The sequence below is a fragment of the Dyadobacter sp. SRI_021 genome (assembly GCF_057586235.1).
Map to the genome: position 1 here is coordinate 691219 of NZ_JBYCZM010000003.1, position 12810 is coordinate 704028.

Consider the following 12810-nt stretch of genomic DNA (forward strand, 5'->3'; position numbering starts at 1 on the left):
GACCAACACCACCAACCACATTCCCATGAACCGTTACCCAACCGTACTTACCATCGCCGGATCCGATAGCGGAGGTGGCGCGGGCATCCAGGCCGACCTCAAAACGATAGCAGCGCTGGGGGCTTACGGGACTTCGGCCATTACCGCTCTCACTGCCCAAAACACACAGGGCGTGCGGGCCATCCATCCCGTGCCGCCGGCTTTCTTGCAGGAGCAGTTGGAGGCTGTTTTTGAGGACATTACCGTGGATGCCGTTAAAATCGGGATGGTCAATACCGCGGAGGTAGCGCTGGTAATTGCGCAGGCTTTAGATCGTTTCAAACCATCTTTTGTCGTTTTTGACCCGGTAATGGTGTCTACCAGCGGCTCCAAACTCATTCAGGATGAAACAGTCGCAGTGCTTTGGAAAGAGCTTTTTCCCCGCGCGGATCTCATTACGCCTAATCTGGACGAAGCGGAAATACTGATCGGCGGACAGATCCGGACAGCGGCAACGATGAAAGGCGCAGCGATTCAGATGGTTGACAAAGGCTGCAAAGCTGTGTTGCTGAAAGGCGGGCACTTGGTGGCGCCCACGATTTATGATGTGCTGGCGCAGAGAGGGCAGGAGCCGTTGATCCTCGAATCGGATTACATCGAGAGCCGGAATGTCCACGGTACGGGCTGTACATTGTCGTCGGCCATTGCCGCTTACCTGGCTAAGGGCAACTCGCTGGCCGAGTCGATCATTTTCGCCAAGGAATATATCGCCGGAGCGATCCGGGAGGGCAAGGACGTCGTTACAGGTCATGGTCCCGGCCCGCTGAACCACTCATTTTCACCACTTTCGATGCAGATTTTATCATGAAATTCACCGACCTGCTCTGGGCCGAAGCGCTGCCGATATTTGAGAAAATACGACAACATCCGTTCAACCAGGAACTGAAAGAGGGCACATTGCCGCTCGAAAAGTTCAAATTCTACATTTACCAGGATTCCCTTTATCTGGCGGATTTCGCGCGTGCATTGGCGGTGGCGGGCACCAGGGCCGGTAATAGTCATGAATTGCTCGATTTCCTGCAATTTGCCCAGAACGCCATTCTGGTAGAGCGCGCATTGCATTTAGGGTATTTCAAAGAATACGTTATCGACTACCAATCGGGGAAAGCGCCAGGCTGTTTTGCCTATACTAACTACCTGATGGCTACCAGCGCATTTGAATCGTATGAAGTGACAGTCGCAGCATTGCTGCCGTGTTTCTGGATTTACAAGCAGATCGGCGACTACATTTACGAGAATCAAGCTACGCCAAATCCTTATCAAAACTGGATTAATGCCTACGCAGGCGAAGATTTCGCACATTCCGTACACAAGGCATTGGACATTTGCGACCGGCTGGCAGAGAATGCGTCGGAAGCGACGCGGGGCAAAATGATCGAGGCTTATATGACGGCTTCGAAGCTGGAATATGTGTTCTGGGATAGTGCTTATCGGTTGGAGCACTGGATGGTTTGAGATGGTTGGTTAGTCACGAGTTATTTTTGTAAATTTGGTTAAACACAAATTCTTATGACAGATATACAACTATACCTCACGCTATTGGAACTGTCTGACGAAAACAGAGAGGCGGTTCTGAAATTTATTGAGTCACTTCCCAAAGAACCGCAGCCGCCCAAAAAGCGTGTGGCTGGCCTGGCAAAAGGCATGTTTGAAATTAAGGAGGGGTTTGACGATCCTCTTGAATTCAAATAGGGCTACATGAAATACTTATTGGACACCCACACGGTCCTCTGGTACATCGGAGAGGATCCTCAGCTCCCCGTGTCTTTGCGAAAGCAAATTGATGACCGGTCGAACAGCTGCTTTGTAAGCATTGCGTCTCTTTGGGAAATTGGTATAAAAAGCTGCATCGGTAAACTATCGCTTTATGCCGAGATCGAGGTGCTTTTTGAATCCATTGAAAAATCGGGCTTTATACTTCTACCGGTCACGATGAATCATATCCTATCAAGTGCAAGGTTACCGTTGCACCACAACGACCCATTCGATCGAATGATCATTTCTCAGTGCAAGTTAGAAAAGCTAACAATTATTTCCTGCGACAAACAGTTCCAGCAATATGACCTGCCGGTAATCTGGAACCGCTCCCATAACTGCTGAAAAATTTTTCAATGAATTTTTAGGGGCGCGTCAGGCTGAGTTGTCAGAATTACAAAACAACCAGCCATGAAAAAATTTATCTTGACCTTAATGGCCGGGGCCGTGAGCGCCCTGGCCTTTGCCCAGCCTGCCCAGACCGTCAAAGGACGGGTCGTCGATACGGAATCTCAGCAGCCGGTGATCGGGGCGAATGTGATCGTGACTTCCGTGACGCCAATTATCGGTGGTGTGACTGATACCGACGGGAATTTCCGCATTGAGAAAGTGCCTGTCGGACGTCATTCATTTAAAATTACCAGCATCGGTTATGACGACGCGTTCGTGCAGGAAATCAATGTAGGATCGGGCAAGGAAGTTGAATTGAATATCAAACTGACTGAATCGTTTCGTGCTCTGAATGAAGTAGTTGTGAAAGCACAAAAGGAGAACGGGGCACCTTTGAACGACATGGTGAGCGTAAGTGGCCGCTCATTTACCGTGGATCAGACGAAGCGTTTCGCTGCTTCGGTGAATGACCCGGCACGAATGGCCATGTCGTTTGCCGGCGTGGCTGCGACCGACGACGGTAGTAATCAGCTTATTATCCGCGGAAATAGCCCGAAAGGGATGTTGTGGCGCATGGAAGGTGTCGAAATCCCCAATCCAAACCACTTCGCGCAGGAAGGCGCAAGTGGCGGGGGCATCAGCGCGTTGAGCGCCAACGTACTCGGCAATTCCGATTTCCTGACTGGTGCCTTCCCCGCAGAATATGGTAATGCAACATCCGGTGTCTTTGACCTCAAACTCAGAAAAGGGAACAATGAAAAACGCGAATATGCGATGCAAGCCGGCATTCTCGGGCTCGATTTCGCTGCCGAAGGACCCATTGGCGCGAAGGGCGGCGCTTCTTATCTGGCCAATTACCGCTATTCTACACTGTCCGTTCTTAATAAGATCGGCGTTAACCTTAACGGCGATGCTTCGATTGATTTTCAGGATGGCGCTTTTAAAGTATATATTCCTTACGACGACAAGGTGGTGGTGAGTGTATGGGGGTTAGGGGGTATGAGCACGTCCAAAGTCGACGACGATGACATGAAGGAAACTTTTAAGTCCAACCGCGGGATGGTCGGCGTGAATTACCTCCGCTATATCAACGGCAAATCCTACATGGAAAATATCGTTTCCTATTCGGCCACGAGCCAGACAGGTGATTTTTACGACAAAAATATCGACGCTACCTACCAGCAGAAGTTTGTAAATCAGGCACTTAGGCTCTCCTCTTTATATAATTACAAACTCAACGCACGCAACACGGTGCGGTTGGGCGTGATCATCAACCACCTGGATTTCAACCTGTATGACAAAGACAATGAAGACGGTCCGTATGAAGTCAATGTGGATCGGAAAGGGAATACCCAGTTGTTTCAGGCCTATGCGCAATGGAAGTCGCGTTTAACGCCTACCGTTACACTGAATGCGGGCTTGCACGGCATGTTGCTGGGGCTCAACAACCGTTATTCGATCGAACCTCGCGTAGGTGTGAGATGGGCAGTCGCACCGCGCTCAACCGTGAGTTTCGGTGCTGGGTTGCATAGCAAAACGGAGTCTATTTCTACCTACTTTGCCCAGGTGAAAGTATCGGATGATAAAACCGATTTGCTAAATAAAAACCTGAAACTGACCAAATCGGCCCATTTGGTGGCAGGATATGAGTTTCGGCCGTCGGCGAGCTGGCGAGTGCTTGCGGAAACGTATTACCAGCATCATTATAATATCCCGATCGGTCCGCCGAATACGACCACGCCTTATTTGCTTCATAATTCACAGCTGAACGAGATCAGCGGTTTCGTGAGCGATTCACTGACGAGCGACGGCAAGGGAAGAAGTTACGGTTTGGAATTGACTGTCGAAAAATCGCTCACCGCCGGTATCTACCTTATGAGCACGACTTCATTGTACCAATCCAAATACACCGGCCGTGACGGTATCGAGCGCGACAGCCGCTTCAATGGGAAATATGTGCAGAATTTACTGGTAGGTAAGGAATGGCGGGTCGGCAAGAATAAAACCAACATTTTCGCAGCGAATATCAAGCTTCTCGCGGCAGGCGGCAACCGTACCACGCCGGTTGACCTCGAAAAATCAAGAGAGAAAGGCCGTACAGAGCGGGACTGGTCGCGGAGCTATTCGGAACAACTGCCAGCCTACTTCCGCACTGATCTGCGGGTGAGTTATACCAAAAACAAAAAGCGGACGACTTCGACCATCTCGCTGGATATTCAGAATGTGACCAACCGGTTGAACGCATTTGATCGATACTACAACAAGAAAGAAGATCGGGTGAAGCTGATAACCCAGACAGGCATGCTGCCGATCCTGAACTATCGCCTCGAATTTTAGGCAAATCCTTGGAACGGTTGTTTTACAGATTTGGATTCAAACCAAAATATCAACAGATCTAAAAACAACTGTTATGGAAAAGGACTTTGAGGATAATCAGGCCATTAAAAAACTGAAATCGATTGCCGAAGACATCCGGTTCTGCATGTACACGACCATCGAAGACGGCAAGATCGTGTCGCGGCCGATGACGACGCTCGATATCGACGCCGAGGGGAATGTATGGTTCTTCACTAGCCGTCACACCGGATTAGTGAAGGATGCAAAATATGGGGACACCGTGACATTGATTTACTCAGACCCTAAAAACAATACCTACCTGAGCGTTTCCGGTACGGCGTCCATCGTAGAAAGCGAGCGCCGCAAGGAGGAACTGTGGAACCTGATGTCGAAGGCCTGGTTTCCGGGCGGGAAAGACGATCCTGATTTAGCTGTTCTCAGGGTTACCACACAAGAGGCCGCGTATTGGGATAGTACTTCTTCCAAAATGGTCGTATTCCTCTCGATGCTTAAAGCGGTAATCATGGGCTCCACGCCCGACGGCGGCGATCATGGGAAATTGAATCTGGTGTAGATGTATATATTGAATGCAAAAGAGGCGATCGAGATTCCCGATCGCCTCTCTGCTTTATAAAAGGCAGAAGCCTTTACTCTACACTTGCTTCCTCATTCACATAGGCTTCTGCCAGTTCGGTGAGCTTATGGTCGGTTTCACCTTCCTGGTCAAGCGTTTGTTGCAACAGATCCGCTACGTCGCTGTGGCCCAACGTGCGCGCAATGTTACGCAGCGTGCCGTACGAAGCGATTTCGTAATGTTCCACTTTCTGAGCGGCCATAATCAGCCCGCAGTCGCGTACCATGGTACCTTTGTCGGTGTTTTCAATGATTTCGTTAGCCTCCTCGATGAGCCCTTCCATAGCCGCGCATTTTTTGGCTTGCGCTTTCTCGCCAATTCTTTCGAAAACCTGTTCGAGCCTTGTGGCGTGTTCTTCGGTTTCGGTTGTATGCTGTTCGAATGCAGCCTTCAATTCTTCCGAAGTCGCATTTTTCGACATTTTGGTCAGGGCCTTGGCGAGTTGTTTTTCAGCCCAGTAAATGTCTTTCAGGCCGTCTACAAATAGTTCTTTCAACTTTTCACTGTCCGTCTCGGTGATTTGCTTGGCAGCAGTTTTGCTTTTTGTCGCTTTCATAATACTGGTTTTTAATGGTCGTGGTTTGGATGAAAAGAATGGCACTCACCATTCGATTGCCGCCCTTTCTTTAAAAACCCATACCAAAGTGGAAAACCAGCTTATCTGAAATGTTTCGACCGGGTATGACGAGTTTCCTACACATATACGTGTGGCACGGGCGTGAAAATGACAGGAATGCTTTTTGAACGGGAGCTTCCATTAACTGAACGACACGCATGAACAACGGAAATGTATTTAAATGGATTCTGATCCTGGTATTGATCGCTGCGGTAGCATTTGCAGTCTGGTATTTTTTCAGAAAGAGCGATCCCGACCCGGTTTCTGGTATGAAACCACGCGTGGAAATGAGCATAGCGCATATCGGCGAGATTACTGACAGCACTATTAAGATGGAACTCAAGACACTCGTCCACAATCCGCTTCCGATCGGGATACATTTGAAAGCGATTAATTATGTCGTGAGAATGAATGACCGGACGATTGTGGAGGATCATTACAGCAAACCCCTTGAAGTGAATGCAGCCGACAGCTCCTTGCTGACATTGCCTGCCAAGGTGAAAATCCGAAACCTGCGGGTGGAGGGTGACGAAGAGGCAGGCAAGGGTCGGGATAGCGCCGATTATCATTTCAAAACGATCCTGCATTTCGAAAAACCGCTGCTGGGAAAGGATTCGCTCGTGCTTGAAATGGACAAGCGATTACCGCTTTACCGGCTGCCAGTGGTCAAAATGGCCGGTTATGAATTCAAAAAGTTGGGTTTGAAGGAGTCGGATATTGTGGTGAAATTGGAAGTAAGTAATATGAACCCGTTCTCGCTGGAATTTCAGAATCCGGTTTATGCTATGGATCTGGGTAAACAAAAACGTTTCGCAGAAGGCGCTGTGAAAGGTATTACCAAACTGAAAGCAAAAACTAAAGACATTTATGAAATTCCGCTGGAAGTGAGTTTGGGAAAAGTGATTAAGGCAGGGGCACAAATGATCGGAAAAGGAAAAGAATTGCCGTTTACATTCTATTTTAAAAGTAAAATCAAATCTCAAAGTGAAGTGCTGAACAATAGTAAGATTAACCTGGTAATGGACGGGGAATTAAAGGATGTGGAGGCGTTTCAGAAGAATTTGGAGAGAAAATAATGTTCTGACAGCCGACCGTTGAAAGTGGTCGGCCGTTATTATTGCCTGTCAAACCAGATTGTCATTTCATTTGCGCCGCGGTTGGCCCAGGCGTAGTAGGGGATCAATGTAATGTTTTGCTCTTTGGATTTCAATACATTCATGCCGCCTAGCATTTCGTTCTGGTAAGTAGGTGTAAATTCTTCTGTTCCGGATATCTTGATCGCCAGCGCCTTTCCACCATTGTCGTGCCCTTCGGCACAGTAAAGCACCGGCCCGCGCTCGATCGCGACTTTGCCCTGGTTGCTTTTCAGCTTTTCGCTGGCAATTACCCTGCGTATCGGCATATCGAGCACCAGTTCGATCACATCTCCCTTTTTCCAGGTACGACTCAATTTTAGATAGCCGTTTTCAATGGCAGCTTCCGTTCTTTTACCATTAATGGTCAAGACGACGGGTTTGACCAGCTTGTCTTCATAACTATACAAATCGCCTGGGATGGCCTGCCCATTCGCCCAGCCGGGAATGCGTATGTGCAGCGGGAATGCACCGCTTTTTTCAGGATCGACCTGGATGCGGATATTTCCTTGCCACGGGTATTGCGTCTGCTGGGTAACCTGGACTGAGGTATTTGGAAGCGTAATATTTGCTTTGGTATCGCCAAATAGATTGATCACCAGCGCATTGCCTTGCGTTGCATACATGTACGCGGGCATGGATGGAAGGAAGCGCGAGACATTTGTTGGACAGCACGCGGTACCGAACCACTCGTGCCGCACCGCGCCGGAGCCTTTGTTGAAATCGTTTTTGCCGTCGGACGACATTGGGTTTACGTAAAAGAAAGTATTGCCTTTCACGCCCATTCCACCCAGAAACCCATTGTAAAGCACTCGCTCGAAGACGTCCATATATTTGGCTTCGCCGGTGAGCAGGTACATTTTGTGGTTCCATAGCATATTTGCGATGGCGGCGCAGGTTTCGGCGTAGGCGTTGTCGTTCGGCAAAATATAGGGTTTGTCGAATGCTTCGCCGTCCTCCCGGGCGCCCATTCCGCCGGTAATGTATTGTTTTTTATATGTGGCGTCGTCCCAGATTGCGTGAATAGCTGCGTCATTTTTCGGGTCCGGTTGCAAGGTGAGCAAGTCGGCTACGCCGGTATACAGGTATTGTGCGCGTACGGCGTGCCCGACGGCCTCGCGCTGGCGCACGAAGGGTACCTGGTCCTGGAAATACGCTGGGCCGAGCTTATGTTCGTCGAGGAAGAGCGTGCGTTTGTCGGAGCGGCCGCGCATGTCGATGAAGAATTTCGAAAGTTCGAGGTATTCCTTTTTGCCGGTGACGCGGTAAAGGCGGATTAATGCAAGCTCCGTTTCCTCATGGCCGGGTACCACCACCATTTGCCCGGGTTTAGGGCCTATTGTTTTCACCAAATGATCGGCATTCTTGATGGCCACATTCAACAAGGTTTTTTTGCCCGTGGCTTCATAATGTGCCACTGCGGCCTCATACAAGTGCCCGACATTGTACAATTCGTGGCTTCCATTCTCGAACGAATACCGATAAGGGCCGGCAATCCAGTCGTAGGATCCGGTGGTGTCCTTGTTAATGGTTCGGATCGTGTAAAGATAACCGTCCGGCTCCTGCGCCGCGACGAAAAGCGTGATCAGCGAGTCAAGGTAACGGTCCAGTTTAGGATCGTATTGATTTTGAAGTACATAAGAAGCACCCTCCACTACTTTAAATACATCCGAATCATCAAATCTTGCCCCTTTGAATACCCCTTTTTTCAACCCGCCGGCCACCGCGAAATTGTCGAACCGGCCGCTTTCTTCACATTGGTGCAATGCATGAGGTACCGTTACCGCTCGCGCCAGTTCCACGCGATCGTGCCAGAAGCCTTGCGTAGTTTTAACGTTTTTGAGCGGTACCGGTTTGATGCTGCCGGTTTGGGCAAGTAGGAAATGAGTGCAGAAAACGAGGATGAATATGGGGAGTGATTGGGTCATCGGAAATACAAAATTGGAACGCAGTTGAGTCTTATATTCAATTTAAACCCAAAAAACATGCCAAGTTTGTACTTCCGCGCGGTTTGAAATGGATTACAAACCGTATTTCTCCATCCTCCGGTAAAGTGCTGCGCGGCTGAGTCCCAGCTCACGGGCGGCGTCGGTGATGTTTCCGTTGAAGCGTTTCAGTGCTTTGATGATCATCGTTTTTTCCATGTCTTCGAGGTCGAAACCGGTGGCGGTAGCAGGCTGCCCGGCGGAACTTTTGAGGAAAAGATCATCAGGTTGCAAGGTTTTTTCCTGGGAAAGGATCACCGCTCGCTCTACGGCATGTTGCAGTTCACGGATGTTGCCCGGCCAGTTATACTGCTGCATTTTCTTCACCAATGCATTGCTGATGTCGTTAACGGGGCGGTTATACTTTTTGGCGTATTGTTTGAGATAGTAATCGGCCAATGCGCTGATATCCTCGGGCCTGTCGCGCAAAGGCGGTAGTTCGAGTTCGATGGTATTGATCCGGTAAAGCAAATCCTGCCGGAAAGTTTTGTCAGCCACCATTTTTTCAATATTCATATTCGTCGCGCAAATGAGGCGGACGTCGAGTGCGATGGGCTTGTTCGAGCCGACACGGGTTACTTTGCGTTCCTGGATGACGGTGAGCAGCTTGGCCTGCAACGGTAATGTAAGGTTACCGATCTCGTCGAGGAAAATCGTACCACCTTTAGCTTCCTCGAAACGCCCCGCGCGGTCTTCTTTCGCGTCTGTAAATGCGCCTTTTACGTGGCCGAACAGCTCACTTTCGAAAAGCGTTTCGCTGATCGCCCCCAGATCCACAGCCACGAATGGTTTGTCGGCGCGTTTGGAATGCTGGTGTATGTGCCTGGCAAGCTGCGTTTTACCGGTGCCGTTTTCGCCGAGGATAATCACATTAGCATCGGTCGAGGCTACACGTTCGGCAGTAACAAGGACCTGTCGCATGCTGTCGCTGGTAGCCACAATGGTGTCACCGACGGGTTTGTTATTTTTCTTGTTATCATCTTTCTTTTCTTCCGGCACGGGCATCACTTTGTCCTTGCCGCCTTCCAGCGCCGTGCTGATTGTCGCCAGCAGCTTGTCGTTTTCCCAGGGTTTCAGTACAAAATCGATGGCACCGGCCTTTATCGCCCGGATCGCCATTTCAATGTCGCCGTAAGCGGTGATCATGATCACTTTCGCGGCTGGATTGATGTCGAGGATGCGGTCGAGCCAATGGAAACCTTCGCGCCCGCTGTTCACATCGCGTGTGAAGTTCATATCGAGCAGGATCAGATTATAATCTCCGTTGGTAACGAGGAATGGCAGTTTCTGTGGATTCTTTTCAATGTCGACTGCTTTGGCGTGCCGTTTCAGTAAAAGTTTGGCGGCACTGAGTACATCAACATCATCGTCGATAATCAGGATTTTGGCTTCTGATAGTAGCATGGCTGTTCTTTCTTGTGGTGCGCAGGCGGGTTGACACTGCCGGATAGGGACTTAACGCAATTATTTGTCAAGATAAGGACGCAATTTGAAATATTATTTCCTAACAAGCTAAAATGTCACTATTTTACCTTAAAAAGGCGGCTTGAAAGGCTTGTCCGCGCCCGAACAAATTTGTCCGATAACGAACAATTTTAGTGGTGTTCTGAATTTAAATAGTATTGATTTTCAATAGCTTATATAGCATTGCCTTCTTTGGCATAGTGATTGGATTAGTAAAGCCAAATACAAAAGCGAACTCAATCACTAGCATATAATGGAAGTTAAGACACCTAACTCGACAAGCACCAGTAACGGATTTTCCGGAGGATCATCAATGGACCGAGTCAAACCCAAGAAATTCTGGAATACCAAACGCATCAGCATCATTGGTGGTAGCGTTTTGCTGGCGGCTTTCCTGATATACCAGTTCTTTTTTGCCGACACAAGAAGCAAGTTGAATGTGGAACAGGATAAACTGACGATATCGACGGTTCAAAAAGGTAAATTTGACGAATTTATTGTGGTGACCGGGGTGGTTCAACCGCTTAAAACTATCCAGCTCGATGCGATTGTGGGTGGATATGTGACAGAAAAACTCATTGAAGGCGGTAATATGGTGAAACAGGGCGATGTGTTGCTCCGCCTCGAAAACCAGAATCTCAAACTGAGCTTCCTGCAATCGGAAACGGAAGCCAGCCGGTTGGTAAACGATCTTCAAAATACGCGGCAGAACTTGAAAGTGGCGCGTTTTACACTCCAAAAAACATTAAGCGACCTCGATTTCCAGCTCGACCAGGCAAAAGACGCGCATGAGCGTAATGTGAAGCTTTATAAAGACAAAGTGATCCCCGAGGCCGATTACCTGAAAACGAAACGGGATTACGAGAAACTGGTAAGACAGCGCGAAATTGAGATCGAATCGCAGAAATACCAGGAAGAGAACGCCAAAATGCAGATTACGCAGCTGGAAGGGACCTTGGCCAGTACACAGAAAAACGTAAGCCTGTGGCGCCAGACGCTAGACAACCTCGTAGTAAAAGCGCCGGTATCCGGTCTGCTGTCATCTATGAATATAGAGGTTGGTTCCAACATCAGCCAGGGACAAAATATAGGCCAGATCGACGATTTGAATGGTTTCAAAATGCGTGTCAGCGTGGATGAGCACTATTTATCACGGATTTTTGTCGGGTTGACGGGCTCCATGGAGTTCAACGGAAAAGACTACGGTTTGAAGATCATCAAGATCTATCCTGAAATCCTCAGCGGACGTTTCGAAGTAGACATGAAATTCGACAACGGTGCGCCGGAGATGGTTAAAAGAGGGCAGTCGGCTCCGATCCGTTTGCAACTCGGCCAGCCTTCGCAGGCAACCTTGCTGCCGGTAGGTGGCTTCTTCTCCGAAACAGGCGGAAACTGGGTATACGTAGTAGCCGACGGTGGCAAACGCGCCGCGAAACGCAAGATCACATTAGGCCGTAAAAATCCTGAATATTTCGAAGTTCTTGAAGGCTTGCAGCCAGGTGAGAAGGTAATTACCAGCTCGTATGAGAACTTTGGAGATAATGAAGTACTTGAATTTTAAAAAGACTTCGGCTGTCGGCTATCGGCAGCCGGCTTTTTGAAGGAACCTTTAGTTAATGAATTAACAGTACCAGGGCCCAAGGCCGATCGCCGACAGCCGAAGTTTAAAACCTTTTTTATCATAACCCAGGCCGAAAGCCGAAAGCCGACAGCCGACAGCCAGAAAACAAATGATCAAGATTAGCAACATGCACAAGGTGTTTTCTACCGAAGAAGTAGAAACAACTGCTCTCAACGGTATCGACCTGGAAATTAAGGATGGCGAGTTTGTAGCCATTATGGGCCCTTCCGGTTGCGGGAAATCGACCTTACTGAACATTCTCGGGTTGCTCGATAATCCAAGTGAAGGTTCCTACGAGTTTTACGGGACGGAGGTCGCCAAAATGTCGGAACGCCAGCGCGCGCAGATCCGCAAGGGGAACATCGGTTTCGTGTTCCAGAGTTTTAACCTGATCGACGAGCTGACGGTATATGAAAACGTAGAGCTGCCGTTGCTGTACCTCAAAACACCTCCTGCAGAGCGCAAGGAGAAAGTGGAGGCTGCGCTTACCCGCATGAACATGATGCACCGCCGCAACCACTTCCCGCAGCAGCTATCGGGTGGGCAGCAGCAGCGCACCGCCATTGCCCGTGCCGTAGTTGCGACTCCCAAGACAATCCTGGCCGATGAGCCGACAGGTAACCTCGACTCCAAAAATGGTGAAGAGGTAATGAACCTGCTAAGCCAGTTGAATGCCGCTGGAACCACGATCCTGATGGTTACGCACTCACCATATGATGCCGGTTTCGCGCACCGCGTGGTGAACCTGTTCGACGGCAAGATCGTGACTGAAAAAATACATGTTTAGAATTCCTCCGGCTATTGACGACTAGCGCGGCTTTATAGCAGGAACATTT

Annotated in this window: 12 protein-coding genes; 9 read left to right on the top strand and 3 right to left on the bottom strand. The window is 49.2% G+C overall.

The features are described from left to right. Positions 1–25 precede the first annotated feature (25 nt). The 6 genes from thiD to AC2YIT_RS12210 all read left to right on the top strand — a co-directional run bounded on the left by thiD (position 26) and on the right by AC2YIT_RS12210 (position 5095). Entirely contained in the window at positions 26–847 is an 822-nt protein-coding gene (gene thiD, locus AC2YIT_RS12185) for a bifunctional hydroxymethylpyrimidine kinase/phosphomethylpyrimidine kinase (protein WP_430844977.1), read from the top strand. Continuing rightward, positions 844–1494, top strand: a complete 651-nt coding sequence (gene tenA, locus AC2YIT_RS12190) for a thiaminase II (RefSeq protein ID WP_487279338.1) — start codon at positions 844–846, stop codon at positions 1492–1494. The genes thiD and tenA overlap by 4 nt, the downstream gene beginning before the upstream one ends. 54 nt (positions 1495–1548) lie before the next feature. Next, entirely contained in the window at positions 1549–1731 is a 183-nt protein-coding gene (locus AC2YIT_RS12195; RefSeq protein WP_430844981.1) for a DUF2281 domain-containing protein, read from the top strand. Between the two features lie 6 nt (positions 1732–1737). Further along, entirely contained in the window at positions 1738–2139 is a 402-nt protein-coding gene (locus AC2YIT_RS12200) for a type II toxin-antitoxin system VapC family toxin (protein WP_487279339.1), read from the top strand. Positions 2140–2205: 66 nt separating this feature from the next. Beyond that, on the top strand, positions 2206–4521 hold the full coding sequence (locus AC2YIT_RS12205; RefSeq protein ID WP_487279340.1) for a TonB-dependent receptor: 2316 nt from the start codon (positions 2206–2208) through the stop codon (positions 4519–4521). 73 nt (positions 4522–4594) lie between these two features. After that, a complete protein-coding gene (locus AC2YIT_RS12210; RefSeq protein ID WP_487279341.1) occupies positions 4595–5095 on the top strand; it encodes a pyridoxamine 5'-phosphate oxidase family protein in 501 nt (166 codons plus the stop codon). A 73-nt stretch (positions 5096–5168) separates the two neighbouring features. Here the strand turns inward: AC2YIT_RS12210 and AC2YIT_RS12215 are convergent, their stop codons facing one another. Continuing rightward, a complete protein-coding gene (locus tag AC2YIT_RS12215) occupies positions 5169–5711 on the bottom strand; it encodes a YciE/YciF ferroxidase family protein (protein ID WP_430844988.1) in 543 nt (180 codons plus the stop codon). A gap of 218 nt (positions 5712–5929) precedes the next feature. Here AC2YIT_RS12215 and AC2YIT_RS12220 point away from each other — a divergent pair, with 218 nt between their 5' ends. Beyond that, positions 5930–6847: an LEA type 2 family protein gene (locus AC2YIT_RS12220; protein ID WP_487279342.1), complete on the top strand. Its 918-nt coding sequence runs from the start codon at positions 5930–5932 to the stop codon at positions 6845–6847. Positions 6848–6885: 38 nt separating this feature from the next. Here the strand turns inward: AC2YIT_RS12220 and AC2YIT_RS12225 are convergent, their stop codons facing one another. Continuing rightward, on the bottom strand, positions 6886–8832 hold the full coding sequence (locus tag AC2YIT_RS12225) for a glycoside hydrolase family 127 protein (RefSeq protein WP_487279343.1): 1947 nt from the start codon (positions 8830–8832) through the stop codon (positions 6886–6888). Positions 8833–8925: 93 nt separating this feature from the next. After that, positions 8926–10293, bottom strand: coding sequence for a sigma-54-dependent transcriptional regulator (locus AC2YIT_RS12230; RefSeq protein ID WP_487279344.1), 1368 nt, complete (start codon positions 10291–10293; stop codon positions 8926–8928). 373 nt (positions 10294–10666) lie between these two features. On the opposite strand from AC2YIT_RS12230, the gene AC2YIT_RS12235 reads away from it, so the two are divergent. Together AC2YIT_RS12235 and AC2YIT_RS12240 are read left to right on the top strand one after the other, a co-directional pair. Beyond that, complete coding sequence (locus tag AC2YIT_RS12235; protein WP_430845361.1) at positions 10667–11914, top strand: efflux RND transporter periplasmic adaptor subunit; 1248 nt, start codon at positions 10667–10669, stop codon at positions 11912–11914. Positions 11915–12083: 169 nt separating this feature from the next. Continuing rightward, the gene (locus AC2YIT_RS12240; protein ID WP_487279345.1) at positions 12084–12761 is read left to right on the top strand and encodes an ABC transporter ATP-binding protein; all 678 of its coding nucleotides are present in this window, start codon (positions 12084–12086) and stop codon (positions 12759–12761) included. Positions 12762–12810: the final 49 nt, after the last annotated feature.

Coding starts and splice junctions, on each gene's coding strand:
- AC2YIT_RS12220 (WP_487279342.1), top strand. CDS start 5,930: ATGAACAACGGAAATGTATTTAAATGGATTCTGATCCTGGTATTGATC.
- AC2YIT_RS12200 (WP_487279339.1), top strand. CDS start 1,738: ATGAAATACTTATTGGACACCCACACGGTCCTCTGGTACATCGGAGAG.
- AC2YIT_RS12235 (WP_430845361.1), top strand. CDS start 10,667: ATGGACCGAGTCAAACCCAAGAAATTCTGGAATACCAAACGCATCAGC.
- AC2YIT_RS12225 (WP_487279343.1), bottom strand. CDS start 8,832: ATGACCCAATCACTCCCCATATTCATCCTCGTTTTCTGCACTCATTTC.
- AC2YIT_RS12230 (WP_487279344.1), bottom strand. CDS start 10,293: ATGCTACTATCAGAAGCCAAAATCCTGATTATCGACGATGATGTTGAT.
- AC2YIT_RS12215 (WP_430844988.1), bottom strand. CDS start 5,711: ATGAAAGCGACAAAAAGCAAAACTGCTGCCAAGCAAATCACCGAGACG.
- AC2YIT_RS12205 (WP_487279340.1), top strand. CDS start 2,206: ATGAAAAAATTTATCTTGACCTTAATGGCCGGGGCCGTGAGCGCCCTG.
- tenA (WP_487279338.1), top strand. CDS start 844: ATGAAATTCACCGACCTGCTCTGGGCCGAAGCGCTGCCGATATTTGAG.
- thiD (WP_430844977.1), top strand. CDS start 26: ATGAACCGTTACCCAACCGTACTTACCATCGCCGGATCCGATAGCGGA.
- AC2YIT_RS12195 (WP_430844981.1), top strand. CDS start 1,549: ATGACAGATATACAACTATACCTCACGCTATTGGAACTGTCTGACGAA.
- AC2YIT_RS12240 (WP_487279345.1), top strand. CDS start 12,084: ATGATCAAGATTAGCAACATGCACAAGGTGTTTTCTACCGAAGAAGTA.
- AC2YIT_RS12210 (WP_487279341.1), top strand. CDS start 4,595: ATGGAAAAGGACTTTGAGGATAATCAGGCCATTAAAAAACTGAAATCG.